Origin of the sequence: Kosakonia sp. YIM B13588, assembly GCF_042788165.1 — a bacterium.
GTDB classification, from domain to species: Bacteria; Pseudomonadota; Gammaproteobacteria; order Enterobacterales; family Enterobacteriaceae; genus Kosakonia; species Kosakonia sacchari.
Map to the genome: position 1 here is coordinate 96,366 of NZ_JBHZPO010000004.1, position 24,258 is coordinate 120,623.

The window sequence follows — 24,258 nt, forward strand, 5'->3', positions numbered from 1 at the left end:
CGCGAGGATGCATGAAGATTCGGTTAAATTGTCGGCACGCCAAAGGTGTGCTGACTTTCATTAAGAAAGGACAGAACTTTGCTGAATCCGATCGTTCGTAAATTCCAGTATGGTCAACATACCGTCACGCTGGAAACCGGCATGATGGCGCGTCAGGCGACTGCTGCCGTTATGGTAAGCATGGATGACACCGCAGTATTCGTGACTGTAGTTGGCCAGAAAAAAGCAAAACCAGGTCAGGATTTCTTCCCGCTGACCGTAAACTATCAAGAACGTACTTACGCTGCAGGTAAAATCCCTGGCGGTTTCTTCCGTCGTGAAGGCCGTCCGAGCGAAGGCGAAACGCTGATCGCGCGTCTGATTGACCGCCCGGTTCGCCCGCTGTTCCCGGAAGGTTTCGTGAACGAAGTGCAGGTTATCGCTACCGTGGTTTCCGTTAACCCGCAGGTTAACCCGGATATCGTGGCCATGATCGGTGCTTCCGCTGCGCTTTCACTGTCTGGTATTCCGTTCAATGGCCCGATTGGCGCCGCGCGTGTTGGTTATATCAATGACCAGTACGTTCTGAACCCGACTCAGGAAGAGCTGAAAGCAAGTAAGCTGGATCTGGTCGTTGCCGGTACTGAAGCCGCCGTTCTGATGGTGGAATCCGAAGCTGAACTGCTGAGCGAAGATCAGATGCTGGGCGCTGTGGTATTCGGCCACGACCAGCAGCAGATTGTTATCCAGAACATCAACGATCTGGTAAAAGAAGCAGGCAAACCGCGTTGGGACTGGCAGCCGGAAGCGGTGAACGAAGCGCTGAACGCGCGCGTTGCTGCACTGGCAGAGTCACGTTTGAGCGATGCGTACCGCATCACTGACAAACAAGAGCGTTATGCTCAGGTTGACGTGATCAAATCCGAAACCATCGCCGCGCTGGTTGCAGAAGATGAAACCCTGGATGCTAACGAACTGGGCGAAATCCTGCACGCTATCGAGAAAAACGTTGTTCGTAGCCGCGTACTGGCAGGCGAACCGCGTATCGATGGCCGCGAAAAAGATATGATCCGTGGTCTGGACGTTCGTACCGGTGTTCTGCCGCGTACCCACGGTTCCGCACTGTTCACCCGTGGCGAAACTCAGGCGCTGGTTACTGCCACGCTGGGTACCGCACGTGACGCGCAGATCATCGACGAGCTGATGGGCGAGCGCACTGACTCTTTCCTGTTCCATTACAACTTCCCTCCGTACTCCGTAGGGGAAACCGGGATGGTTGGTTCGCCGAAACGTCGTGAAATTGGTCACGGTCGTCTGGCTAAACGCGGCGTGCTGGCAGTAATGCCGGATGCTGATAAATTCCCGTACACCGTGCGTGTGGTTTCTGAAATCACCGAATCGAACGGTTCTTCTTCTATGGCTTCCGTTTGTGGCGCATCTCTGGCGCTGATGGACGCAGGCGTTCCGGTGAAAGCCGCCGTTGCGGGTATCGCAATGGGTCTGGTGAAAGAAGGCGACAACTTTGTTGTTCTGTCTGACATCCTGGGCGACGAAGACCACCTGGGCGATATGGACTTCAAAGTTGCGGGCTCCCGCGACGGTATCTCTGCGCTGCAGATGGATATCAAAATTGAAGGTATCACCAAAGAGATCATGCAGGTTGCGCTGAACCAGGCGAAAGGTGCTCGTCTGCATATTCTGGGTGTAATGGAGCAGGCGATTAACGCGCCGCGTGGTGATATCTCTGAATTTGCGCCGCGTATTCATACCATCAAAATTAATCCAGATAAGATCAAAGACGTGATCGGTAAAGGCGGCTCCGTCATTCGTGCGCTGACCGAAGAAACCGGCACCACCATCGAAATCGAAGATGATGGTACCGTGAAAATCGCAGCAACTGATGGCGACAAAGCGAAACATGCTATTCGCCGCATTGAAGAGATCACGGCTGAGATCGAAGTGGGCCGTGTCTATAGCGGTAAAGTGACCCGCATCGTTGACTTTGGCGCGTTTGTTGCCATCGGCGGTGGTAAAGAAGGTCTGGTACATATTTCTCAGATCGCAGACAAACGCGTTGAGAAAGTGACCGATTATCTGCAGATGGGCCAGGAAGTGCCGGTTAAAGTTCTGGAAGTTGACCGTCAGGGCCGTATTCGTCTGAGCATTAAAGAAGCGACTGAGCAGACTCAGCCTGCTGAAGCGTCGGAAGCGCCGCAAGCAGAGCAGGGCGAGTAAGGTTGCCTTTGCCCTCCGCGAAAGCGGAGGGCTTATTAGCAGGCAGGACGCCATGTTTGCAGCCGGGGGACAGGACGTTCATCCAATTGTTGTCTTCGGGAGTGGGAAATGAAGCCTTTTTTGCGCTGGTGTTTCGTTGCGACAGCTTTAACGCTGGCAGGATGCAGCAACTCTGCCTGGCGTAAGAGCGAAGTCCTCGCGGTGCCATTGCAACCGACTTTGCAGCAAGAAGTGATTCTGGCGCGCATGGAACAAATTCTTGCCAGTCGGGCTTTAACCGATGACGAACGCGCACAGCTTTTATATGAGCGCGGAGTGTTGTATGATAGCCTCGGTTTGAGAGCCTTAGCGCGAAATGATTTCTCGCAAGCGCTGGCAATCCGACCCGATATGCCTGAAGTATTCAATTACTTAGGCATTTATTTAACGCAGGCAGGCAATTTTGATGCTGCCTATGAAGCGTTTGATTCTGTACTTGAGCTTGATCCAACTTACAACTACGCGCACTTGAATCGCGGGATCGCACTGCATTACGGCGGTCGCGACAAGTTAGCGCAAGATGATCTGCTGGCGTTTTATCAAGACGATCCTAATGATCCTTTCCGGAGTCTGTGGCTTTACATCGTTGAGCGGAAGCTTAATGAGAAGCAGGCTAAAGAAGCACTGAAACAGCGCTTCGAAAAATCGGACAAGGAACAGTGGGGATGGAACATTGTCGAGTTCTACCTCGGCGACATTAGCGAAGCAACGCTAATGGATCGCCTGAAGGCAGACGCAACGGATAACACCTCGCTCGCTGAGCATCTCAGTGAAACCAACTTCTATTTAGGTAAGTACTACCTAAGTCTGGGGGATAAGGACAGCGCTTCGGCACTGTTCAAACTAGCGGTTGCTAACAACGTCCATAATTTTGTTGAGCACCGTTACGCATTGTTGGAATTAGCGCTCTTGGGCCAGGAGCATGACGACCTGGCAGAATCGGACCAGCAATAGCTGACGAACATATCAGCCCGTAATCTTTTTTTGATTGCCATCACCTTCGCGGGTGAGGGCTTCATTGTTCGTTAATTAACCTACTTTGAGCCGGTTCACACTTTTCAATGAAAATTGCTAATTTTTTTCACGATGAGTTATGTAGACTGGCCGCCAATGACATAGAGGCACTTGTACTACATGGCTGAATTCGAAACCACTTTTGCAGATCTGGGCCTGAAGGCTCCCATCCTTGAAGCCCTTAACGATCTCGGTTACGAAAAACCATCTCCGATCCAGGCTGAGTGCATTCCGCACCTGCTGAACGGTCGTGACGTGCTGGGCATGGCCCAGACTGGTAGCGGTAAAACTGCAGCATTCTCTTTACCGCTGCTTCATAACATCGATGCGGATCTGCGTGCACCGCAGATCCTTGTGCTTGCTCCGACCCGCGAACTGGCGGTTCAGGTAGCTGAAGCAATGACCGATTTCTCTAAACATATGCACGGCGTGAACGTAGTCGCTCTTTACGGCGGTCAACGTTATGACGTGCAGTTGCGCGCTCTGCGCCAGGGGCCACAGATCGTCGTCGGTACGCCGGGTCGTCTGCTGGATCACCTGAAACGCGGCACGCTGGATCTCTCTAAACTGAGCGGTCTGGTGCTGGATGAAGCTGACGAAATGCTGCGCATGGGCTTTATCGAAGACGTAGAAACCATCATGGCGCAGATCCCGGAAGGTCATCAGACCGCTCTGTTCTCTGCAACCATGCCGGAAGCAATTCGTCGCATTACTCGCCGCTTTATGAAAGAGCCGCAGGAAGTGCGCATTCAATCCAGCGTGACGACTCGTCCGGACATCAGCCAGAGCTACTGGACTGCATACGGCATGCGTAAAAACGAAGCACTGGTTCGCTTCCTGGAAGCAGAAGATTTTGATGCGGCGATCATCTTCGTTCGTACCAAAAACGCAACGCTGGAAGTGGCTGAAGCGCTGGAACGCAGTGGCTATAACAGCGCCGCGCTGAACGGCGACATGAACCAGGCACTGCGTGAGCAGACACTGGAGCGTCTGAAAGACGGTCGTCTGGATATCCTGATCGCAACTGATGTTGCGGCACGTGGTCTGGACGTTGAGCGTATCAGCCTGGTGGTTAACTACGACATCCCGATGGATTCCGAATCCTACGTTCACCGTATCGGTCGTACCGGTCGTGCGGGTCGTGCGGGCCGTGCGCTGCTGTTCGTTGAGAACCGCGAGCGTCGTCTGCTGCGCAACATCGAACGTACGATGAAACTGACCATTCCGGAAGTGGAACTGCCGAACGCAGAGCTGCTGGGCAAACGCCGTCTGGAAAAATTCGCCGCGAAAGTTCAGCAGCAGCTGGAAAGCAGCGATCTGGATCAGTACCGCGCGCTGCTGGCAAAAATCCAGCCTTCTGCTGAAGAAGAGATGGATATTGAAACGCTGGCCGCTGCACTGCTGAAAATGGCGCAGGGTGAACGTCCGTTGATCCTGCCGCCGGATGCGCCGATGCGTCCTAAGCGTGAATTCCGCGAGCGCGATGACCGTTTCGAACGCCGGGGCGATCGTAACGATCGTGGTCCGCGTGGCGAACGTTCTGAACGTGGTGGTGAAGATCGTCCGCGCCGTGAACGTCGTGATGTTGGCGAAATGGAACTGTATCGTATCGAAGTGGGCCGCGATGATGGTGTTGAAGTACGCCATATCGTTGGCGCTATCGCGAACGAAGGTGATATCAGCAGCCGTTACATTGGTAACATCAAACTGTTTGGTACTCACTCTACCATTGAGCTGCCGAAAGGCATGCCGGGCGAAGTTCTGCAGCACTTCACTCGCACGCGTATTCTGAACAAACCGATGAATATGCAGCTGCTGGGCGATGCACAGCCGCGTGAGCGCAGCGAACGTCGCGGTGGCGGTGAGCGTCGTGGCGGTTTCGGTGGTGAACGCCGTGAAGGTGGTCGTGGTGAAGGCCGTCGTTTCAGCGGTGAGCGTCAGGAAGGTCGTAGTTTCGGTGGCGAACGTCGCGCACCGCGCCGCGATCGTGACGACAGCGCTCCGCGTCGCCGTAACGACGCATAATCTGCGTTACAGTCTGTAAAGAAATAGATACAGCCCCGATCGAAAAGATTGGGGCTTTTTTTATCCGCAATGTACTCCTGTACTGGTACAATGCAGCAGCCTGAACTACTGGCATTGCTCATCACAGGAGAATCATTCAGATGTCGACACTGACAACCACACAAGCTTCCCCTTCGCTGTTCGGCGGGGTGGTGATTATTGGCGGCACGATCATTGGCGCAGGCATGTTTTCACTGCCGGTGGTGATGTCTGGCGCGTGGTTTTTCTGGTCATTGCTGGCACTCGTTTTTACCTGGTTTTGCATGCTGCACTCCGGGCTGATGATCCTTGAAGCCAACCTGAATTACCGGAGCGGCGCGAGTTTCGATACCATCACCAAAGATCTGCTGGGGAAAGGCTGGAATCTGGTTAACGGTATTTCGATTGCTTTCGTGCTCTATATCCTGACTTACGCCTACATTTCGGCGAGCGGCTCTATTTTGCACCACACGTTTGCCGAAATGTCGCTCAATGTCCCGCCGCGTCTGGCCGGGCTTGCTTTTGCGCTGCTGGTGGCGTTTATCGTCTGGCTCTCGACGCATGCTGTCAGCCGAATGACGGCAATTGTGCTGGGTGCAAAGGTTATTACCTTCTTTCTCACCTTTGGCAGCCTGTTGGGGCATGTCGAGCCAGCAACCTTATTTAACGTTGCTCAGAGTGATGCTTCGTACACGCCTTATCTGTTGATGACGCTGCCATTCTGTCTGGCCTCGTTTGGCTACCACGGCAATGTGCCGAGCCTGATGAAATACTACGGCAAAGATCCGCGCACCATCATTCGTTGCCTGGTCTACGGCACGTTGCTGGCGCTGGGGCTGTATGTTATTTGGTTACTGGTCACGATGGGCAACATCGCGCGTCCCGTATTCATTGAGATCGCGGCAAAAGGCGGGAATATTGATGTGCTGGTGCAGGCGCTGAGCGGCGTGTTGAATAGCCGCAGCCTGGATCTGTTGCTGGTTGTCTTCTCAAACTTTGCCGTCGCCAGTTCCTTCCTCGGCGTGACACTGGGGCTGTTTGACTACCTGGCAGACTTGTTCAAGTTTGATGATTCCCCGCTGGGACGTTTTAAAACCGCACTGCTGACCTTTTTGCCGCCGATTGTCGGTGGCTTATTGTGGCCGAACGGCTTTTTGTATGCGATTGGTTATGCGGGTTTAGCGGCAACGGTATGGGCGGCGATTGTTCCCGCGCTGCTGGCAAATGCGTCGCGTAAGCGCTTTGGCAGCCCGGCATTTCGCGTGTGGGGTGGCAAGCCGATGATCGTGTTGATCCTGCTGTTTGGCATCGGCAATGCCGTGGTGCATCTGCTTTCCAGCTTTAATCTGCTACCTGTCTATCAGTAATCATTTTCTCCTCTCCCTTGTGGGAGAGGAGGATCTCCGCGTTAACCGAGTAGCTCTTCTTTGACCTGCATCGCCAGATCAAACGAATAAAGCCGTGCCTGGTGATCAAAAATCTGTCCGTTGACCATAATTTCGTCGGCATCCGTTTCCCGAAGAATTGACTCCAGCCCGTGGCGCACTTTCGCTTTATCACCCACCAGCGACATGCTCAGCGCCTGCTGCACGCCGTATTGTTCCGACGGAGACCAGAACTGATCCATATTGGGGATCGGTGGCGGCAACTGCGCGCTTTCACCACGGCGCAATTTCACAAACGCCTGCTGCATCGACGTAAACAGGAATTCCGCATCGCGGTTGCTGTCGGCAGCGACAATGTTAATGCACACCATGGCGTACGGTTTTTCCAGCCGCGCTGAAGGCTTAAAGTTGGCGCGATAAAGATGCAACGCCTGGAACAACATATCCGGTGCGAAGTGCGAAGCAAAGGCAAACGGCAAGCCCAGCTGTGCGGCCAGTTGCGCGCTATACAGGCTTGAGCCCAGCAGCCAGACGGGGATTTTTTCACCGTAGCCTGGCACCGGTCGCACATGCGGGTTGGGATCGCGGGCATCAAACCAGTCCACCAGTTCGGCGACATCACGCGGGAAATTGTCGATATCACCGCTCATATGGCGGCGCAGCGCCATCATGGTGCGCTGATCGCTACCTGGCGCGCGGCCAAGCCCAAGATCGATTCGCCCGGGATAGAGCGTATTCAATGTGCCGAACTGCTCGGCAATCACCAGCGGCGAGTGATTTGGCAGCATCACACCACCGGAACCCAAATGCAGAGTTTGCGTATTCGCCGCAAGATAGCCAATCAATACGGAAGTCGCCGCGCTGGCGATACCGGTCATATTGTGGTGTTCTGCCAGCCAGTAGCGATGATAACCGCGCTGTTCGGCCAGTTTCGCCAGACCCAGCGAATGAGTGAACGCCTCGCGGGCGGTGGAATTTTGCGGGATCGGCGCAAGATCAAGCACCGAAAAAGGGATCGTTTTATCAGACATACACACTCACTTTGCTACAGCATTGTCATCAGATTGAAGGTCTTCTTCCAGCCTGGCGCAATGTGCCGCGCCCGGCCAGAAAAGCTGCAACTTTCATACTGCATTAACTTGTGACAATTCTTGTTAACAAAGTGAGCTTTTTACTGTTGAAGAATCAGCCCCGGCAGCTTGCGCCAGTAGCCGTTGCAATCGCTATTAGACGCCAGCGGCAGCGGCGCATTACCCGTTTCATTCGCCTGAAACGCGTCGAGCATGGCAAACGTCTCGTTACCCATCGGCGACAGGCGCACCATATCCACAAGCCCCTTCATTGACGCCAGCTCATTACCCAGATTGTAAACATAGCCGCTCATTGTCTGGATGCCGTTCAGCACAAAGACTTGCTGATTCTCTTGCGAAAGAATGCTGCGCCCGTTCGGGTATTTAATGCAGCAGGTTTCGCACTCATCTTTGGGCCTGTCTTCGGAGCGGGCAGTAAAGCAGCGCGCGGAGTAAGCCAGCGGCAGATGACCGTAGCTCAGCACTTCCACTTCAAATTGTTGGCGAATACCGAGGGAATCACACTGATCGAGCAAGTTTTTCAGCCAGTCGCGTGAAAGCTCAACCGGCATGCACCAGCGCACCATGCCTTGCTTGAGCAGTAAACGCAGCGTCACCGCGTTGTAGCAGTTAAGCGCATGCCCGGCGACAAACGGCAGCTTGCGCTCGGCGCACATATTCACCACGCCCAGATCGCTGGCTTCGAGCAGAAACTCACCGTTATCAACGTAACGTTTTAGTTCGTTTAATTCGGAAGAGGCCTGCACCAGCGCCAGCGTGGAAAGCACAACCTGCTTGCCGCTGCCCGCCAGTTGTTTGGCCATATCCAGCCAGTCGCCCACTTTGGTGGCGCGGCGCTTGCTGCAAACGGCTTCGCCAAGGTAAATCACATCGGCGTGGCTGGTGGCGGCCTGGCGGTAAAAATCTTCCAGCGTCTCTTTTGGCCAGTAGTAAAGCACCGGCCCTAATGAATATTTCATGGTTTTCCTACTGCCATTTGCGGTGATACGCGCCGAGGGTGGTTTGGGTGCCTTCCGACATCGAACCCAGCGTTTCCATCCAGGCTGATTGCGGCACAAAGTCTTGCGGCGAGGCCATACAACGGTCGATTGCCTGACGCCATACTTTTGCCACCTGGCTGACATAGGCCGGGCTGCGCTGACGCCCCTCGATTTTTACCGAGGCAATATTGGCGGCCAGAAGCTCCGGCAGCAGCTCCAGCGTGTTAAGGCTGGTGGGTTCTTCCAGCGCGTGATAGCGCTCGCCATCCACCAGATAGCGGCCTTTGCATAAGGTCGGATATCCGGCGTTTTCGCCATCCTGATAGCGATCAATCAACACTTCGTTAAGCCGGGACTCCAGCCCCTGCGGCGTTTGCTGCCAGCGCACAAAACGTGCCGGAGAACAGGCGCCCACGGTATTGGGCGATTCACCAGTCAGGTAAGAGGAGAGGTAGCAGCGGCCTTCCGCCATAATGCACAGACTGCCAAAAGCGAACACTTCCAGCGGCACCGGCGTGACGCGCGCCAGCTGTTTGACCTGGTGAATCGATAACACGCGCGGCAGCACTACGCGCGCCACGTCAAAGTGACGATGGTAAAAACGAATCGCCTCTTCGTTGGTCGCAGAAGCCTGAACGGAGACGTGGCGCTCAATATGCGGATAGCGCTCAGCCGCATATTCCAGCATCGCTAAATCCGCCAGGATCAGCGCGTCAGCGCCAATCTGCGCCGCCATATCAACGGCGCGCTCCCAGCGTTGATAGCCATCAGGATGCGCAAACGTGTTAATGGCGATATGCAGCTTACGGCGGTGCTGGTGAACAAAGCTGACCGCTTCCTGCAGCTTCTTCTCGGTAAAATTGAGGCCGGCGAAATGGCGGGCGTTGGTGTCATCTTTCAGGCCGATATACACAGCATCGGCACCGTTTTCGATGGCCGCCTTCAGCGCCGGAAGGTTTCCGGCAGGGCAGAGCAACTCCATAGTGTATCCTGCAATCAGGGGCGCTATGGCCCGGATGTACCCCGTGGGGTCGCTAAGTTGTTAATGAACTGGGATTTTAGTTAACCTGTCAGCGACAATTTTTGATTTGAGGCAGTTAAATGCGTATTGATGGCGCCAATAATCCCCGGCTGTTTATTCGTAATTGTTGATTTGTGCCGCTATGCCATTTGTCGATTGTGGCAAAATAACAGTCATTATCATTTCAGGGAGTAAAGCTCGTGTTGGATAAATTGCGCTCACGTCTTGTTCACGTTGGCCCGTCGTTATTGAGCGTGCCGGTTAAACTGACGCCTTTCGCCATCAAACGTCAGGTGCTGGAGCAGGTGCTGCGTTGGCAATTCCAACAGGCGCTGGTGGACGGAGAACTTGAGTTTCTTGAAGGCCGCTGGTTAAGTATCCAGGTTCGGGATATTGGCCTGACGTGGTATACCTCTGTTGCAGATGGGCAGATGATTGTGCGTGAATCTGCCGATGCGGATGTCAGCTTCAGCGCGGACGCCAGCGATTTGCTGATGATTGCTGCGCGTAAGCAGGATCCCGATACGTTGTTTTTCCAGCGCCGTCTGGTGATTGAAGGCGATACGGAACTTGGGCTGTACGTGAAAAACCTGATGGACGCCATTGAGCTGGAGCAGATGCCAAAACCCTTGCGGGTGATGCTGCTGCAGCTGGCGGAATTTGTTGAGGCTGGCCTGCAAGCGCCGCCTGCAACGACACAACCTTCTGTAGGTGAGCCATGCTGATTAGAGTTGAAATTCCCATTGATGCTCCCGGTATCGACGCGCTGCTGCGCCGTAGTTTTGGCGGCGAAGCGGAAGCGACGCTGGTGCACGATCTGCGCGAAGACGGGCTGATCACGCTGGGATTTGTTGCGACCGATGACGAAGGCCAGGTCATTGGCTACGTGGCGTTTAGCCCGGTTTCGGTCGCCGGTGAAGAGCTGCAATGGGTCGGGCTTGCGCCGCTGGCCGTCGATGAGCAGTACCGCAGGCAGGGTATTGCGCGTCAGTTAGTGTATGAAGGGCTGGATTCGCTCAACGAGTTTGGCTATGCGGCGGTGGTCACTTTAGGTGATCCTGCGTTTTATAGCCGTCTCGGGTTTGAGAAGGCGGCGCAGTATGATTTGCGCTGCCGCTGGTCAGAAAGCCAGGACGCGTTTTTAGTTCATCGTCTGGCAGATGACGCGTTCAATGGCGTCAGTGGTCTGGTCGAATACAGCGATCATTTCAATCGTTTTTAACGGTCACAGATAACAGGCTTTCCCGCAGCGCCTCGAACGAGCCATCCCCGGCGACGAGGCGCTCTTTCTGGCGCTTGGTTAACTGCTTAATACGGTACTCCAGCCGCAGCGCCAGCGACCTTTCCCCCACCTCGGCCGAAAAAGCCAACGCCAGTGCGCCTTTTCCCCGCAACGCTTTTGCGCCCTTTCCGGATTGATGCTGGATAAAACGCCGTGCGACATCGGTGGTAATGCCGGTGTAGAGCATGTTGTCAGCGGTGCGAATAAGATAAAGAAACCAGGGCGTCATGACGATGTTCAGTATGTTAATGTGAAAGAAAAATAACATGGGGAAGGGAAAAAATGGAGACTCTTGCAGCCATTAATCGCTGGCTGGCGAAGCAGCATGTTGTTACCTGGTGTGTGGCGAATCGGGGAGAGTTATGGTGTGCTAACGCGTTCTATTTTTACGATCCGCAAGCGGTCGCGTTTTATATCCTTAGCGAGGATCAAACCCGCCATTCACAGATGACGGGTTTGAACGCGCAGGTGGCAGGCACTGTAAACGGCCAGCCAAAAACCGTGGCGCTGATTCGCGGCGTGCAGTTCACCGGTGAGATCCGCCGCCTTGACGGCGAGGAGAGTGCGACATTGCGTGCGAAGTACAATCGTCGCTTTCCGGTCGCCCGCATGTTATCTGCCCCGATGTGGGAGATTCGCCTTCATGAACTAAAGTTCACCGATAACACGCTGGGCTTTGGTAAAAAACTGCACTGGATCCGCGACTCAGGCACCCAATAAACGCAGTGCTTCGCGGTTAAACGCGGGCAAATCATCGGGAGTACGGCTGGTAACCAGCTGATCTTTATCGACCACCACTTCCTGGTCGTAGAACTCACCCCCGGCGTTTTTCACATCCACCACAATCGGTTTCACCGCCGTGAGCTTACGCCCGCGTATCGCATCGGCGCTGATCAGCAACTGCGGGCCGTGACAAATGGCGAAGACCGGTTTCCCGGCGCTGATAAAGTCCCGCGTGAAGGTGACAAAACGATCGTCGCCGCGCAGATAGTCAGGCGAGTGTCCCCCCGGCAGCAGCAGCGCATCAAAGTCTGCCGGGCGCACTTCATCAATGGCTTTATCAATCACCACTTCTGCTTCGCCCTTTTTGCCATGAATGGTCTTGCCGGCCTGTTTCTCAATGGTGATAACTTCATGACCGGCCTTGCGAAATTCATGCGCCGGAGAGGTGAATTCTGAATCTTCAAACTCGTCGGTGATCAAGACAGCAATTTTCTTGCTCATACTTCCTCCGTTGTTTTGGCTTCAGAAAGGGAGTTATGCATACTGATAACTCACCAGAACATTAAGCCTGGTTCAGCAGGCTGACATTGCAACACAGATTCATCTGCAAAGGGGGGAACGATGCAACGTGTATTAATCACCGGTGCCACCGGTCTGGTTGGCGGACATCTGTTGCGGTTGATGAACAGCGACCCGCGCATTGACGCGATCACGGCACCGACTCGCCGCCCGCTACAGGGCATCTCTGGTGTTGCGAACCCGCACGATCCCCAGCTCAGTGATGCGCTGGCACTGGTGACGGAACCGGTCGATACGGTTTTTTGTTGCCTCGGCACAACCCGGCGTGAGGCGGGCAGCAAAGAGGCATTTGTGCTTGCCGATTACACGCTGGTGGTGGACACGGCGATCGCTGGACTGCGCCTTGGCGCGACGCAAATGCTGGTGGTCAGTTCAATGGGGGCAAACGCGCGCTCGCCGTTTTTCTACAATCACGTGAAAGGTGAGATGGAAAACGCGTTGATGGCACAACAGTGGCCGTCGCTGACCATCGTCCGCCCGTCAATGCTACTGGGGGATCGGGAGAAAAAACGGGTCAATGAATCGTTGCTGGCACCGCTTTTTCGTCTGTTGCCGGGCAACTGGAAGTCGATTTCCGCCTACGATGTTGCCCGCGCAATGCTGGCGCTGGCATTTTTGCCTTCAAACCAGCCCACGCGTGTGGTGAAATCCGCGCAGCTACGGGCGATCGCAGCGGATAGCTCATTGGCAAAATAGTTATCACGGCGTACTATTCTCGGGCTTATAAATATATCCCCGGGGAATGTTATGACTGGTCAGTCTTCACCTCAAGCGGCGACACCTGTTCAATGGTGGAAACCCGCTCTGTTCTTTCTTGTTGTTATCGTTGGTCTTTGGTATGTGAAATGGCAGCCTTATTACGGCAAAGCATTCACCGCCGCCGAGACACACAGTATCGGTAAATCCATTCTTTCCCAGGCCGACTCCAGCCCGTTTCAGGCGGCGCTTGATTATGCCATGGTCTATTTTCTCGCAGTCTGGAAAGCTGCCGTACTCGGCGTGCTGCTCGGCTCGCTGATTCAGGTGCTTATCCCGCGCGACTGGTTGCTGCGCACGCTGGGGCAAAAGCACTTTAGCGGCACCTTGTTTGGTACGTTATTTTCTCTGCCCGGCATGATGTGCTCTTGCTGTGCTGCCCCGGTGGCGGCAGGCATGCGGCGTCAGCGCGTTTCCATGGGCGGTGCGCTGGCATTCTGGATGGGCAACCCGCTACTGAACCCGGCGACGCTGGTGTTTATGGGGTTTGTGCTTGGCTGGCATTTCGCGGTAATCCGCCTGGTTGCCGGTCTGGTCACCGTGCTCGGTGTGGCAACACTGGTACAGATGCTGGTGAAGGATAGCCCGCAACAGTCAGAGCCGGTGGAAATCACCTTACCGGAGCCGCAGGGCAGCTTTATGGCGCGCTGGGGCAAGGCGTTATGGCAACTGTTCTGGAGCACCATTCCGGTCTATATCCTCGCGGTGCTGGTTCTCGGTGCGGCGCGCGTCTGGCTGTTCCCGCATGCGGATGGCGCGGTGGATAACACATTGCTGTGGGTGATTGCGATGGCGATTGTCGGTTGCCTGTTTGTTATCCCCACGGCGGCAGAAATTCCCATTGTGCAAACCATGATGCTGGCGGGGATGGGCATGGCGCCTGCCCTGGCGCTGCTGATCACGCTGCCGGCGGTTAGCCTGCCATCGCTCGTTATGCTGCGTAAATCTTTCCCGGCGAAAGCCCTGTGGCTGACCGGCGGCCTGGTGGCGCTGTGCGGGATGATAACCGGAACTATTGCGCTGCTGTAAGCTAACTACTGCGCGAAAAAAAGCCCGGTTTTGACCGGGCTTTTTCATGACTGCGGGTTTATTTAAGCAGGGTAAAGGCGGTTGTCACGTGTTTCACCCCGCTTACGCGGCTGGCGATATCTGCGGCGGCACGGCCTTCACGCTCGGTGACCAGCCCCATCAGGAATACTTCACCGTTTTCCGTCGTCACTTTCACGTTTGACGATTTCACCTGGTCGCTGCTCAGCAACTGCGAGCGCACTTTGGTGGTGATCCAGGTATCGGAAGAGGCCGTGCCCAGACCAATTGGCTGACCCTGGCGGATCTCGTTAAAGACTTCGGTTGTCCCTTCCACACCAACGGCAATCTGTTTTGCCCGCGAAGAGAGATCGGTATTCGGCGCCTGGCCGGTCAGCAGCACTTTCCCCTGGTAGGCGGTGACGTTAACACGCGCTTCTTTCTTAATTTGTTCGTCTTTCGACAGCGCGCTATTCACGCGCAGCTCCAGCGTGCTGTCATCCACCTGGGTGCCAACGGTCCGTGGATCCGTCGCGGCTTTTGTGCCCACGGCTGCGGAACCTACCACCACTGCGCCAACACAACCCTGTAACAGCAGCGCGGAAATAAGGACTGCGAGGGGCGTAAATGCCTTCATGTGTACTCCTTAATCATCCTGGTGAGGAAAAAGCGTGTTATCAATCAGATCGCATAAGCAATTTACCGTCAGCATATGCATTTCCTGGATGCGCGCGCTGCGGTGGGAAGGAATACGAATTTCGACATCCTGCGGCCCCAGCAGACCCGCCAGCTCGCCACCGTCGTAGCCAGTTAACGCAATGATCGACATATCGCGCGTTACCGCCGCTTCGACGGCTTTAACGATATCGCGACTGTTACCACGCGTTGAGATGGCCAACAAAATATCGCCGGTATGGCCGAGCGCCCGAACCTGCTTGGCATAAATTTCATCATGCAGACGGTCATTTGCTATCGCGGTTAAGACCACATTATCGGTATTAAGTGCAATGGCAGGTAAACTAGGTCGTTCTGTTTCAAAACGGTTGATCATGCTGGCAGCAAAATGCTGTGCGTTGGCGGCAGATGTACCGTTGCCACAACAGAGGATTTTGTTGCCATTCAGCAGGGAGTGAACCATCGTCATGGCTGCTCGGGAAATGGCATCAGGTAGCGCTTCCGCCGCCGCAATTTGGGTTTGAATGCTTTCCGTAAAGCAGACTTTAATTCGTTCGAGCACGGTAATCCCTATCATTGAGCAATCATGAGTGGTCGTTAAAGGCGTTGGGTATCCACTCAACATCATTTTCGGTGAAGGCTACCACATCAAACCGGCAATCCACAGTGTCAAAACTCCCATTGTGCCGGGCCAGCCATAAACGCGCGGTATGCAGCAGTTTGGCTTGCTTGGCGCGGGTGACGCTGCTTGCTGCACCGCCAAAACGCGCCGACTTTCGATAGCGCACTTCAATAAACACGGTCGTCTTACCGTGTCGCATTATCAGATCGATTTCGCCGCCGCGCTCGCGCACATTGGCGGCGATAAAGTGCAGTCCTTTGCTTTCCAGCAGGCGACGCGCTTTCGCTTCCCACACGTCGCCGGTCTGCTTACGGCTTAATTCGCCGGGACGATTTGCCCCTGTTGGTATTTGAGCCATGACAACTTCCTGTTGATCACGCAGTCCTGTGTAGCGGTTAAATCGCCGGTATTGCCGTTCAGCTCAAAACCCGGCACCTGACGCATTTGCGAGAAGTTATTCGCCAGCGACCAGGCATCCGCGCCCATTGCGTACAGACGCGCCAGCGAGTAGTCGTTATTCACGCTTTTCAGCGCTTGCTGCATCAGCGCCGGGTTTGCCCCGGCAAGCATCGGAATTTCGTTGAATTGCAGGCCTTCCATTTCAAGGCGGAAATCCGGACCGGCGCCGCCCTGCGCACTGCGTGAGCTGGCGTACAGCATCACGCCGCTCTGGCTGCCGGTCCGCAGGGTGATCATCGGTTTAATCAGCGCGATTTCATCCTGTGTGGCGACGATATACACCGCGTCAACGCTGCCGCTACCGCTAATTTGTGCATCCGTCGGCGGAGCCGGAATATTCAGACCGCCAACCGTCACGCCTGGCTGCTGCGGCAGACTGGAGGCAACCGGGCTACCGGTCAGGGCGATGCCAGAGCGACCGTTCAGCCCCATACGCAATTCAGCGGTGGAGCCAAATTTCTGCGCCAGCACAACGCCGCCGCCCAGTTTTTTCCACTCATCGGCAAACGCAGTACTAACGCGTTCACCCAACGCGCTGCGTGGCACCAGCAACAGCGGCGCATGACGGCCCTGCTCAAAGATATGGCGCGCGGCATCGTGAGCTTCATCCTCTGGCGAGAGGGCGAAGTAGCAAATGTTGGCACGGTTTTCGACATGTTCCGGTTGGTTGAGCGCCAGCACGTTCAGCGACGTGTTGCTGCGCATCAGCTCTTCAACATTGTTTTTCAGCAGCGGACCGACCACGATGCTGGCGCCGTCCTGCTGAACCTGATTGAGGATCTGATCCATCGGCTGCGCGCTGGTATCGTAAACTTTCAGCTCAGCACCGGGGTTCGCTGGCGTGCCTGCCACCGCAGGTGCGGCGACTGGTTGCGTCGCATTGGCGTCGGTCGGCTGAGCGGGCGTTGTGGCTGCCGGATCCTGCTGAGCAGTGGCGGCGGAATTCGTTGTTGCTGCCTCACTTTGCGCTGCGCTATCCGGCGCTTGCGCTTGTTGTGCATCCGGTGCAGCCGCATTTTGCTGCGCCGGGGCGTTAGTCAGATCATTCACGTTAGCGTTTGATGGGCTGACAACGGCTGCGGTGGCGGCCTGCGCAACTTGCTGTGGAACCGCCGGGCCGGAAACCGGGGCGATGCCGTTTTTCGCCGCTTCAAAACCTTGCTGGATAGCGCGGCTAAATACCGATGCCTGACCATTTAGCGGTAACAGCAGCGCGATTTTGTTGGTTGCCGCCGGTTTAAAGTTTTGCATGTTCGACAACTGCGTAGGCAGCATTTTCGCCGCCGGGTTTTGCGGGTAGCGCGTTTGCCAGTCGGTAATGCCTGCTTTCAGCATATTGGGATCGTTGCGGTTGTCGAACCACATGCGTTGCAGGTCGAGCCAGCCTTGCAGCGTCACTTCATCGGCGTTTATCACCAGCGCTCTGGCTTGATCTTGCGTCATTGAGGCCAGCGCTTGCCAGGTGGCGTCGATGTTTTTTTGCTTCTCTTCTGGTTTACTCAACAGCGGTTGCTGGGCAATAAGCGCGCGCAGCAGCGTCAGAGAAGGTTTGCCTTGCGAGGCGGAAATGCCAATTTGCCAGTAACGCGCTTGCTGGTTTTGCTCAAGATCGGCGGGATCGAGTTCGTTGAGTTGCGCCTTCGCACCGGCAAAATCCTTCTGCGCCAGTTTCATTTCGGCAGCGAGCAACGTGCGTTCTTTGCGCTGGTTATCGCTCAGATCCTGCGGCAACTTGGCAAACAGTTCGCCGGCCTGCTGGGTTTTTCCCTCTTTCAGCAGTGCACGAATGGCGAGTAATTGCCAGTTGGTCTTGCTATCATCTGTGCTTTGCTGCATCTGCTGCAGGTAATAGCCAGAATCGGCCTGGGCTTCGCCCTGCATATGCGAGGCGCTCTGGTCTGTCGATTGCGTGCCGCAGCCTGCAAACAGCAGGGCGGCGAGCACCACAGGCAGGCAGCGCGTGGCTTTCGAACGTAGAAATCTTGACGGTAGCATACTGTATCCAGTGATAATTTTTACGCAATGCTCAATATTAAATCGGCAATACGGATGAAACAATGAAACAACACGAATCGGCGGAGAATTCTCAAGGTCAGCTCTTTATTGTACCTACTCCTATCGGGAATTTGGCTGATATTACGCAGCGCGCGCTTAACGTGTTACAAGCCGTTGATTTAATTGCCGCTGAAGACACCCGCCACACTGGTTTATTGCTCCAGCACTTCGCCATTAATGCCCGTTTGTTTGCGCTGCATGACCATAATGAACAGCAAAAAGCCGAAACGCTGGTGGCGAAGCTGAAAGAGGGGCAGAACATTGCGCTGGTTTCCGACGCCGGAACGCCGCTGATTAACGATCCGGGCTACCACCTGGTGCGTACCTGCCGCGAGGCGGGTATCCGCGTGGTGCCGCTGCCGGGTCCGTGCGCGGCCATTGCTGCGTTAAGCGCCGCCGGGCTGCCATCGGATCGTTTCTGTTATGAAGGTTTTCTGCCCGCCAAATCGAAAGGACGTCGCGATACGCTCAAAGCGCTGGAAACCGAAAGCCGTACGCTGATTTTTTATGAATCCACGCACCGCCTGCTGGAAAGCCTGGAAGATATGGTCGCCGTATGGGGTGAATCCCGTTACGTGGTACTGGCGCGCGAGCTGACCAAAACCTGGGAAACCATTCAGGGTGCGCCGGTGGGCGAGCTGCTGGCATGGGTAAAAGAGGATGAGAATCGCCGTAAAGGTGAGATGGTACTGATCGTCGAAGGGCACAAGGCGCAGGAAGATGAGTTGCCCGCCGATGCGTTGCGCACGCTGGCGTTACTGCAAACCGAGCTGCCGCTGAAAAAAGCGGCAGCGCTGGCGGCAGAAATCCACGGCGTGAAGAAAAACGCCCTGTATAAATACGCGCTGGAACAGCAAGAGTAAGCCGCATTATGAGCGGGGCGCAGTAGCTTTGCGCCCCGGCTCTGTCAGAGAATACCCAACGCTGAGGCAATAATGGACAGCACAAATGTCACCGCAATCAGCACCACCGGGTGAGTCTTTTTCGCACGCAGCAGATAATACATCAGCAGCGTATACCCCATTGGCAAAATGTTTGGGAACACCTTGTCAAAAAAGTCTTTCTGTAGCGCGACGCTGTGTGTTTCATCAATGGGAAAGGTGGTGATTACATTGATATGCACATACGAGGCAATCAGACCGCCGATAACGGTAATCCCAAGGATTGTTGCCGATCTTGCGATCATTTGTGAGTTTTCCCGAACTTTATCAATCGCTTTAACACCCACAGAATAACCAACGTGTGTCCAGCCGACGCGCAAAAAGAAAATCGCCAGGTAGACCGCAAAGAAAAGTATCGGGCCAAGCAGGTTGCCCTGGCTGGCAAAAGAGGAACAGATACCCGCCATAATCGGTAACAGCGTAAACCAGAAAATGGCATCACCAATCCCCGCAATCGGGCCAAACAGCGCCACTTTTAGCCCCTTAATGGTGCTGCGGTTTTCCCCTTTCTCTTCCATTGAGATAAGCAGCCCCATCAAAAAACCAACCAGGTTGGGGTGGGTATTAATAAATTCCAGATGGTCTTTCATTGCCGCGCTTAAGCCGTCTTTATCATCCTTATAAATCTTTTTCAAAAGCGGCAGCATCGCCCAGGTAAAACCGCCAGCCTGCATCCTTTCATAGTTAAAACTGGCTTGCAGCACGGACGAACGGAAACCTAACCGGGTAATATCTTTCTTACTGATTTCAGATGCCATTGCTGTAGTCCTCTTTATCGCTGGGGTTGCTTTCTGCCTGCGGTTGAGCCTGGTTTTTCGCCCGCGCATTGAAGAATTCATAAACTGCGAAACCGGCTCCTAAAACGGCAACCGGCAGCAGGTTGCTGACCTGGATATAACAGACGAACAGAAACCCGGCGATCAGGTAGGGAATGTATTGCGCTTTAAACATGACGCGTAAGAGCAAGCCGAAACCGACCGCTGGCAAAATGCCGCCCGCCACTTCAAAGCCGTGTGTCAGCCAGCCAGGCATTGCCTTCACCAGTGCCTGCATTGCGCCCTGTGCCATGTAGGTACACAGAAACGCGATAATGGCGTATGAACAGGCGACAATCAGCGTGGTGAGCCAGTTAAGGCGCGCAAAGGCCCGGGTATCGCCCGTGCTGGCGTAATTATCCGCTTTCGACATAAATAACGAAAAAGCGGAGTAGAAGAACAGAATGATGTACTGCATTAACAGGCTAAACGGCAGCCCAAGACCGATTGCTGTTTTGGCGTCGACACCCGTGGACCACGCGATGACCGTTGTCATTACGCCCGCCATAATCGGGTTTGGCGGTTGTACACCGCCCGCCGGGGTTAAGCCTGCGAAAGCGAGTTCGGTTAAGCCGCCGGTGATTAACCCGATATGAATGTCCCCGAGGATCGCGCCTGTCAGGGTACAAACAATGATTGGTCTGAACAGGAATAATGCTTCCAGCCAGAAATCAATGCCGAGAATAAAAACCAGAGCCGCCAGGGATAATCCCTGTATTAGCGTTATTTCATGCATTTTTCAGCCTCATCAGAGAGCGTTGCTTACCATCGTTGGCCGACAAAAAAGCTCAGTCGGGAATATCGGTTTTTGTATCGCCGGGAACATCCTGAATGAAAATATGGGCCCCGTGATGTTTGATAAAACGCAGATCGTCCAGGTCCTGTTCATTGACATAGACTTTGCTGCTTATCTGTTTTTTCCCCGCAGAAAAATGCATGTTGCCGACGTTGACGTCGTGAAGTTTCACGCCACCTTCAATCAGTTTTCGTACCGTTTCTGGCGTGCGGCAGATGAGGAAAATTTTTTGATGAGGCGCAGCCTTATCGAGAATATTTATTGTTTTTTCCAGCGAAAAGAAGCGGATACCAAAGCCATAGGTTTCTGCTGTTATGCCCATCAGTTTTTGCTGCAAGGTATCTTTTGCGACGTCATCGTCTACGACGACAAGCAAATTGGCACCGATAGCCGATGTCCAGGTAACGCCCACCTGCCCATGGACGAGACGGTTATCGATGCGTGTTAGTAAAATATTCGGTGAGCTCATACTATTGTCCTGTCATTAATTAATACGGATATGTTCCTTTTTAATATTTATTCCAGTGATGCTTACAACATGTAATGACGTAAAGGCTGCGTCCGTGCGCCCAAAATAGTTCCTTATTTCTCCAGCTTGTCGGTAGAACCGCAGACCGTGACCTTACTTCTCACAACGTCTTTCATCGCATCCATACCGATCCGCATGTAGTAACGCGGATCGTTACCGTCAGGGTTCTCGTCAAACCACTTTCTCACCGCCGCAGCGAACGCAATTTTCAGTTCCGTCGCGACGTTGACCTTGCAAATACCTAATTCAATCGCCCGACGGACAAATTCGTCGGGAACATCACTGGCACCGTGCAGCACCAGAGGAACATCCACCACATTACGGATAGCGGCAAGGCGCTGAAAGTCGAGCTTCGGCGGTTTCGTATACAGGCCGTGCGCCGTACCAATAGCGACGGCGAGGCTGTCAACGCCGGTTAATTCGACGAAGCGTCGCGCATCCTGCGGTGACGTCAGAAAAGCACTTTCCTCGTCCACACTCATGTCGTCTTCCATGCCACCAAGGCGCCCCAGTTCCGCTTCGACGCTACAATCCTGGCTATGACAGAAATCGACTACGGATTTAACCAGCCGGACATTGTCATCGAAAGGGAGATGGCTGCCGTCGATCATGGCGCTGCGCACGCCGATATTGACCTTGCGGCGGATATCATCCAGCGATTCGTGATGATCCAAATGGAGCGCTACAGGCATGTGATAACTGGCTGAGTAAGCGTCACACAGCGCATAGATCTCTTCGATGGCGATGTGTTTATAAGTGCCAGGGGTACCGGCAAGGATCACCGGTGAACGCATCTCCTGGCAAACTTCAAGGATGGCCTGAATGGTTTCTGCATTATGGATATTGAACGCCGGGATGGCGTAGCCTTTCGCCTGCGCGTCCTGCAAAAGATATTTGGTCGAGATAATGCTCATTACGCCTCCTGCCACGGATGAATGACGACGCCCTGTACCACACGGTTCACCGTTCCGCTCTGGGACGGGGTATCGGGGGTGATCCCGGCTTTTATCGACTGAGTGAGGGCAAATACCTGCGCGTACATCAGGAAACAAAATACCTGCTCGACATCCAGAAATTCGCGGGCAGGGGGCAGCGTAATCTGTGCGTCTGCTGGGAGCGCGCGCTCTGGTGATGCACTGACAGAGACAATGCGCAGTGCCTGGTTTTCTCGGTGAAGCTCTGCCAGCAGATCGCGATCGTAGAGGCGTGTGTAAGGGTGGCTCGACATAAACACGACAACCAGCGTTTCGTTATCAATCAGTGATTTAGGGCCGTGACGAAAGCCAGTAGGAGAATCGTAGAAGGCAACCAGTTTGCCGGCGGTTAATTCCAGCACTTTGAGCGCCGACTCTCTCGCTACGCCCTGCAACCCGCCGCTACCGAGATAGACAACGCGTTTAAAGGGTAAATCCCCGAATACGCCAGCGGAGAAATCCCCGAGCGAGTGAATGATTTGCTGGCAGCGTGCGGCAACATCACGAAAACGCGCTGTGCTAATGACATCGGGGGCGAAGAGGGCAAGGCAACTTGCCATCATGGTGGTGATGCTGCTGGTCATGGCGAAGCCACGATCGTGCGTTTCGGTAGGCATCAACAGCGCCTTGCCGTGGCGGCTGGCCTCAGCATTCTGGTACAGCGCGCCGGCTTCGTTGCAGGTGATCGCAAGGTGATAACACTGCCTGACGAGCTGGTCCGCCAGGTTAACGGCCGCGACACTTTCCGGGCTGTTGCCAGAGCGCCCGAAGGATACCAGCAGTGTCGGTTGCGTTTCCTGAAGATAGTCCGCAGGGTTGGTGACCAGGTCGGTGGTCGGTACTGCGGTAATATTTTTCCCGGTGTGGCGTGCAAGCCAGGGAGCAATAATGTCGCCAATAAAGGCGGAAGTCCCTGCGCCAGTAAGAATAATTTTAAGGTTTTGTATTGATAAAACGGGCTGTAAAAACGCATCAAACTCATCGCGCTGGCGATCGATATTTTCAAGCGAGGCAATCCAGCACGCCGGTTGTTGACGAATTTCTCGTTCGGTCCAGGTTGGCGTAGTTGTTCGCCCGGAAAGCATTTCACTCATAGCGTATTCCTTATTCATGCACGGTCACGAAAGTGAGCAGGAAAGAAACCTTTCATTTCGTTTCATTAAAATATTTTTCTCGTTAAATGAAAGCTAACGAAAGTTAATTGAAAGATCAATGCAAAAATGGCAATAAATCGAAAATTGTGATCATTAAAGCAAAGGAAGTGAAATTTAAATAAACAAAAGAAAGGGGGCTGAAAAGCGAAAGCGAAAGAAAAGGCATGGCGCGATAACCGCACCATGCCCAAATAACAGACAAGAAAAAGGACTACAAAGGGGGGCCGGGTTATTGCATTGACCGTGATCTCATCTGTCAGATCCCTTCTTCAATATGTTGTTCATCGCGGCAACGCCCCAGTTCATCGGCGAGGCTCGTCAGGCCACGATGGCCGCACTCAAGCGCTTGTGTACGAAACGCTTCACAGCTTAATTCATCCCGTTCAAGTGCCATTTCCAGCAGCAGTTGCAGATTGGTGCCGGTAATGACTTCACGGTTCGGTTGCTGCATGGCTAAAGTCGACGCGACACGAAATGGCGTGCCGCCCAGTAGATCGGTGAGAAACACCACTCCCTCGTTGCCACTTAGCGTGTTAACCGCCTCTTCGAGTTGTTCTGTCAGCAAGGCGGTCGTTGAGGTTTCCGGAAAATCGATAGCAATAAATTGCGACTGCTCACCCAGAATTTGCGTCATAGCCCTTGCCATTCCACTGGCGAAACCACCGTGTCCACAAAGAATAATTCCCAGCATCGTGACTCCTTAATTCAGAGAAAGTGTGCAAATTTACCGACAATAGCCAGCGCGACAGACTGTAACAAACTGATTTCCATAAAATTGCCTTAATGTTGTGTGAAGATGTTCAGTGCGACTTCTGTCGGTACACTTTGTACCAGGCACTCCATGCCGTTGGCTTTCAATACATTGAACGCTGTAATGTCGCAGGCGTCGACAGACTGTTTTGACGATCTGCTTTTACAGCGACCAGAAACGCACCATTTCCAGCAAATTTTGCTGTACGGGATCGTTGGCAACTTCATCGTTGGCCACCCGTACCAGGTTCGCCCCGGCAAACCCAACCCATTGTCCCCCACCTGGCCGTGGATTAAGCGTTCATCAATACGGCTTAACACGGTGTTTGGCATAG

General features: G+C 54.2%; 26 protein-coding genes and 1 pseudogene. 11 read left to right on the forward strand and 16 right to left on the reverse strand.

The annotated features are described in order from the left end of the window. Positions 1 to 78 precede the first annotated feature (78 nt). The 5 genes from pnp (at position 79) to mtr (ending at position 6,677) form a co-directional block, all read left to right on the forward strand. Positions 79 to 2,214: a polyribonucleotide nucleotidyltransferase gene (gene pnp / locus ACFX4U_RS09530; RefSeq protein WP_065369453.1), complete on the forward strand. Its 2,136-nt coding sequence runs from the start codon at positions 79 to 81 to the stop codon at positions 2,212 to 2,214. Between the two features lie 108 nt (positions 2,215 to 2,322). Then, positions 2,323 to 3,207, forward strand: a complete 885-nt coding sequence (gene nlpI, locus ACFX4U_RS09535) for a lipoprotein NlpI (protein WP_200552344.1) — start codon at positions 2,323 to 2,325, stop codon at positions 3,205 to 3,207. Between the two features lie 107 nt (positions 3,208 to 3,314). Then, positions 3,315 to 3,395: a protein YrbN gene (gene yrbN, locus ACFX4U_RS09540; RefSeq protein ID WP_097400725.1), complete on the forward strand. Its 81-nt coding sequence runs from the start codon at positions 3,315 to 3,317 to the stop codon at positions 3,393 to 3,395. Then, positions 3,388 to 5,292 carry a DEAD/DEAH family ATP-dependent RNA helicase gene (locus ACFX4U_RS09545; RefSeq protein WP_305734895.1) on the forward strand — a complete coding sequence of 635 codons (1,905 nt, stop codon included), beginning with the start codon at positions 3,388 to 3,390 and terminating at the stop codon, positions 5,290 to 5,292. The genes yrbN and ACFX4U_RS09545 overlap by 8 nt, the downstream gene beginning before the upstream one ends. Positions 5,293 to 5,432: 140 nt before the next feature. Further along, positions 5,433 to 6,677 (forward strand): tryptophan permease, encoded by a 1,245-nt coding sequence (gene mtr / locus ACFX4U_RS09550; RefSeq protein ID WP_313508994.1) that lies wholly within the window; start codon positions 5,433 to 5,435, stop codon positions 6,675 to 6,677. Positions 6,678 to 6,718: 41 nt separating this feature from the next. Here the strand turns inward: mtr and ACFX4U_RS09555 are convergent, their stop codons facing one another. The 3 genes from ACFX4U_RS09555 to ACFX4U_RS09565 all read right to left on the reverse strand — a co-directional run bounded on the left by ACFX4U_RS09555 (position 6,719) and on the right by ACFX4U_RS09565 (position 9,748). Beyond that, positions 6,719 to 7,726, reverse strand: a complete 1,008-nt coding sequence (locus tag ACFX4U_RS09555) for a luciferase-like monooxygenase (protein ID WP_313508991.1) — start codon at positions 7,724 to 7,726, stop codon at positions 6,719 to 6,721. Between the two features lie 140 nt (positions 7,727 to 7,866). Further along, entirely contained in the window at positions 7,867 to 8,745 is an 879-nt protein-coding gene (locus ACFX4U_RS09560) for a U32 family peptidase (RefSeq protein ID WP_313508988.1), read from the reverse strand. 7 nt (positions 8,746 to 8,752) lie between these two features. After that, positions 8,753 to 9,748, reverse strand: a complete 996-nt coding sequence (locus tag ACFX4U_RS09565; protein ID WP_020455407.1) for a peptidase U32 family protein — start codon at positions 9,746 to 9,748, stop codon at positions 8,753 to 8,755. Positions 9,749 to 9,987: 239 nt separating this feature from the next. Here ACFX4U_RS09565 and ACFX4U_RS09570 point away from each other — a divergent pair, with 239 nt between their 5' ends. Beyond that, complete coding sequence (locus tag ACFX4U_RS09570; protein ID WP_200552339.1) at positions 9,988 to 10,512, forward strand: SCP2 domain-containing protein; 525 nt, start codon at positions 9,988 to 9,990, stop codon at positions 10,510 to 10,512. Next, on the forward strand, positions 10,506 to 11,009 hold the full coding sequence (locus ACFX4U_RS09575; protein ID WP_313508985.1) for an N-acetyltransferase: 504 nt from the start codon (positions 10,506 to 10,508) through the stop codon (positions 11,007 to 11,009). Before ACFX4U_RS09570 ends, ACFX4U_RS09575 begins: the two co-directional genes overlap by 7 nt. Here ACFX4U_RS09575 and ACFX4U_RS09580 read toward each other — a convergent pair. Beyond that, a complete protein-coding gene (locus ACFX4U_RS09580; protein WP_380218707.1) occupies positions 10,996 to 11,337 on the reverse strand; it encodes a GIY-YIG nuclease family protein in 342 nt (113 codons plus the stop codon). The two genes, ACFX4U_RS09575 and ACFX4U_RS09580, sit on opposite strands and share 14 nt — an antisense overlap. 14 nt (positions 11,338 to 11,351) lie before the next feature. Here ACFX4U_RS09580 and ACFX4U_RS09585 point away from each other — a divergent pair, with 14 nt between their 5' ends. Further along, entirely contained in the window at positions 11,352 to 11,789 is a 438-nt protein-coding gene (locus ACFX4U_RS09585; protein WP_313508982.1) for a YhbP family protein, read from the forward strand. Here the strand turns inward: ACFX4U_RS09585 and ACFX4U_RS09590 are convergent. Further along, the gene (locus ACFX4U_RS09590; RefSeq protein ID WP_200552335.1) at positions 11,775 to 12,293 is read right to left on the reverse strand and encodes a type 1 glutamine amidotransferase; all 519 of its coding nucleotides are present in this window, start codon (positions 12,291 to 12,293) and stop codon (positions 11,775 to 11,777) included. The genes ACFX4U_RS09585 and ACFX4U_RS09590 overlap by 15 nt on opposite strands. A gap of 120 nt (positions 12,294 to 12,413) precedes the next feature. On the opposite strand from ACFX4U_RS09590, the gene ACFX4U_RS09595 reads away from it, so the two are divergent. Further along, on the forward strand, positions 12,414 to 13,067 hold the full coding sequence (locus ACFX4U_RS09595) for an NAD(P)H-binding protein (protein ID WP_313508979.1): 654 nt from the start codon (positions 12,414 to 12,416) through the stop codon (positions 13,065 to 13,067). Positions 13,068 to 13,118: 51 nt separating this feature from the next. Beyond that, complete coding sequence (locus ACFX4U_RS09600; RefSeq protein WP_313508976.1) at positions 13,119 to 14,156, forward strand: permease; 1,038 nt, start codon at positions 13,119 to 13,121, stop codon at positions 14,154 to 14,156. A gap of 58 nt (positions 14,157 to 14,214) precedes the next feature. Here ACFX4U_RS09600 and dolP read toward each other — a convergent pair whose 3' ends face one another. The 4 genes from dolP to ACFX4U_RS09620 are packed head-to-tail and all read right to left on the reverse strand — an operon-like array spanning position 14,215 to position 17,904. Beyond that, a complete protein-coding gene (dolP, locus tag ACFX4U_RS09605; protein WP_017457372.1) occupies positions 14,215 to 14,790 on the reverse strand; it encodes a division/outer membrane stress-associated lipid-binding lipoprotein in 576 nt (191 codons plus the stop codon). A 9-nt stretch (positions 14,791 to 14,799) separates the two neighbouring features. Continuing rightward, on the reverse strand, positions 14,800 to 15,390 hold the full coding sequence (gene diaA / locus ACFX4U_RS09610; protein ID WP_040016590.1) for a DnaA initiator-associating protein DiaA: 591 nt from the start codon (positions 15,388 to 15,390) through the stop codon (positions 14,800 to 14,802). A 22-nt stretch (positions 15,391 to 15,412) separates the two neighbouring features. After that, positions 15,413 to 15,808, reverse strand: coding sequence for a YraN family protein (locus ACFX4U_RS09615; protein WP_017457374.1), 396 nt, complete (start codon positions 15,806 to 15,808; stop codon positions 15,413 to 15,415). After that, entirely contained in the window at positions 15,766 to 17,904 is a 2,139-nt protein-coding gene (locus ACFX4U_RS09620; protein WP_313508972.1) for a penicillin-binding protein activator, read from the reverse strand. Before ACFX4U_RS09620 ends, ACFX4U_RS09615 begins: the two co-directional genes overlap by 43 nt. A 62-nt stretch (positions 17,905 to 17,966) precedes the next feature. On the opposite strand from ACFX4U_RS09620, the gene rsmI reads away from it, so the two are divergent. After that, positions 17,967 to 18,827 carry a 16S rRNA (cytidine(1402)-2'-O)-methyltransferase gene (gene rsmI / locus ACFX4U_RS09625; RefSeq protein WP_313508970.1) on the forward strand — a complete coding sequence of 287 codons (861 nt, stop codon included), beginning with the start codon at positions 17,967 to 17,969 and terminating at the stop codon, positions 18,825 to 18,827. 44 nt (positions 18,828 to 18,871) lie between these two features. On the opposite strand, the gene agaD is transcribed toward rsmI, so the two are convergent. The 7 genes and pseudogenes from agaD to ACFX4U_RS09660 all read right to left on the reverse strand — a co-directional run bounded on the left by agaD (position 18,872) and on the right by ACFX4U_RS09660 (position 24,256). Further along, the gene (gene agaD / locus ACFX4U_RS09630; RefSeq protein WP_017457377.1) at positions 18,872 to 19,663 is read right to left on the reverse strand and encodes a PTS galactosamine transporter subunit IID; all 792 of its coding nucleotides are present in this window, start codon (positions 19,661 to 19,663) and stop codon (positions 18,872 to 18,874) included. Beyond that, positions 19,653 to 20,456, reverse strand: a complete 804-nt coding sequence (gene agaC, locus ACFX4U_RS09635; protein WP_305734907.1) for a PTS galactosamine transporter subunit IIC — start codon at positions 20,454 to 20,456, stop codon at positions 19,653 to 19,655. Before agaC ends, agaD begins: the two co-directional genes overlap by 11 nt. A 52-nt stretch (positions 20,457 to 20,508) precedes the next feature. After that, on the reverse strand, positions 20,509 to 20,985 hold the full coding sequence (gene agaB / locus ACFX4U_RS09640) for a PTS galactosamine transporter subunit IIB (protein ID WP_017457379.1): 477 nt from the start codon (positions 20,983 to 20,985) through the stop codon (positions 20,509 to 20,511). Between the two features lie 113 nt (positions 20,986 to 21,098). Continuing rightward, complete coding sequence (kbaY, locus tag ACFX4U_RS09645; protein WP_313508966.1) at positions 21,099 to 21,959, reverse strand: tagatose-bisphosphate aldolase subunit KbaY; 861 nt, start codon at positions 21,957 to 21,959, stop codon at positions 21,099 to 21,101. Next, positions 21,959 to 23,113, reverse strand: coding sequence for an SIS domain-containing protein (locus ACFX4U_RS09650; protein ID WP_349350402.1), 1,155 nt, complete (start codon positions 23,111 to 23,113; stop codon positions 21,959 to 21,961). The genes kbaY and ACFX4U_RS09650 overlap by 1 nt, the downstream gene beginning before the upstream one ends. Positions 23,114 to 23,429: 316 nt before the next feature. Beyond that, on the reverse strand, positions 23,430 to 23,864 hold the full coding sequence (gene agaF, locus ACFX4U_RS09655; RefSeq protein WP_313508961.1) for a PTS galactosamine/N-acetylgalactosamine transporter subunit IIA: 435 nt from the start codon (positions 23,862 to 23,864) through the stop codon (positions 23,430 to 23,432). An 89-nt stretch (positions 23,865 to 23,953) separates the two neighbouring features. Beyond that, a pseudogene (locus ACFX4U_RS09660) lies at positions 23,954 to 24,256 on the reverse strand (PTS sugar transporter subunit IIB). Positions 24,257 to 24,258: the final 2 nt, after the last annotated feature.

Bases quoted from the DNA above. Each gene is read 5' to 3' on its own strand.
- ACFX4U_RS09545 (WP_305734895.1), top strand. From the start codon at position 3,388: ATGGCTGAATTCGAAACCACTTTTGCAGATCTGGGCCTGAAGGCTCCC.
- ACFX4U_RS09560 (WP_313508988.1), bottom strand. From the start codon at position 8,745: ATGAAATATTCATTAGGGCCGGTGCTTTACTACTGGCCAAAAGAGACG.
- yrbN (WP_097400725.1), top strand. From the start codon at position 3,315: ATGAAAATTGCTAATTTTTTTCACGATGAGTTATGTAGACTGGCCGCC.
- nlpI (WP_200552344.1), top strand. From the start codon at position 2,323: ATGAAGCCTTTTTTGCGCTGGTGTTTCGTTGCGACAGCTTTAACGCTG.
- ACFX4U_RS09555 (WP_313508991.1), bottom strand. From the start codon at position 7,726: ATGTCTGATAAAACGATCCCTTTTTCGGTGCTTGATCTTGCGCCGATC.
- ACFX4U_RS09565 (WP_020455407.1), bottom strand. From the start codon at position 9,748: ATGGAGTTGCTCTGCCCTGCCGGAAACCTTCCGGCGCTGAAGGCGGCC.
- agaB (WP_017457379.1), bottom strand. From the start codon at position 20,985: ATGAGCTCACCGAATATTTTACTAACACGCATCGATAACCGTCTCGTC.
- ACFX4U_RS09620 (WP_313508972.1), bottom strand. From the start codon at position 17,904: ATGCTACCGTCAAGATTTCTACGTTCGAAAGCCACGCGCTGCCTGCCT.
- ACFX4U_RS09575 (WP_313508985.1), top strand. From the start codon at position 10,506: ATGCTGATTAGAGTTGAAATTCCCATTGATGCTCCCGGTATCGACGCG.
- agaD (WP_017457377.1), bottom strand. From the start codon at position 19,663: ATGGCATCTGAAATCAGTAAGAAAGATATTACCCGGTTAGGTTTCCGT.
- agaF (WP_313508961.1), bottom strand. From the start codon at position 23,864: ATGCTGGGAATTATTCTTTGTGGACACGGTGGTTTCGCCAGTGGAATG.
- ACFX4U_RS09590 (WP_200552335.1), bottom strand. From the start codon at position 12,293: ATGAGCAAGAAAATTGCTGTCTTGATCACCGACGAGTTTGAAGATTCA.
- ACFX4U_RS09650 (WP_349350402.1), bottom strand. From the start codon at position 23,113: ATGAGTGAAATGCTTTCCGGGCGAACAACTACGCCAACCTGGACCGAA.
- agaC (WP_305734907.1), bottom strand. From the start codon at position 20,456: ATGCATGAAATAACGCTAATACAGGGATTATCCCTGGCGGCTCTGGTT.
- dolP (WP_017457372.1), bottom strand. From the start codon at position 14,790: ATGAAGGCATTTACGCCCCTCGCAGTCCTTATTTCCGCGCTGCTGTTA.
- ACFX4U_RS09585 (WP_313508982.1), top strand. From the start codon at position 11,352: ATGGAGACTCTTGCAGCCATTAATCGCTGGCTGGCGAAGCAGCATGTT.
- ACFX4U_RS09615 (WP_017457374.1), bottom strand. From the start codon at position 15,808: ATGGCTCAAATACCAACAGGGGCAAATCGTCCCGGCGAATTAAGCCGT.
- rsmI (WP_313508970.1), top strand. From the start codon at position 17,967: ATGAAACAACACGAATCGGCGGAGAATTCTCAAGGTCAGCTCTTTATT.
- mtr (WP_313508994.1), top strand. From the start codon at position 5,433: ATGTCGACACTGACAACCACACAAGCTTCCCCTTCGCTGTTCGGCGGG.
- kbaY (WP_313508966.1), bottom strand. From the start codon at position 21,959: ATGAGCATTATCTCGACCAAATATCTTTTGCAGGACGCGCAGGCGAAA.
- ACFX4U_RS09595 (WP_313508979.1), top strand. From the start codon at position 12,414: ATGCAACGTGTATTAATCACCGGTGCCACCGGTCTGGTTGGCGGACAT.
- ACFX4U_RS09580 (WP_380218707.1), bottom strand. From the start codon at position 11,337: ATGTTATTTTTCTTTCACATTAACATACTGAACATCGTCATGACGCCC.
- ACFX4U_RS09600 (WP_313508976.1), top strand. From the start codon at position 13,119: ATGACTGGTCAGTCTTCACCTCAAGCGGCGACACCTGTTCAATGGTGG.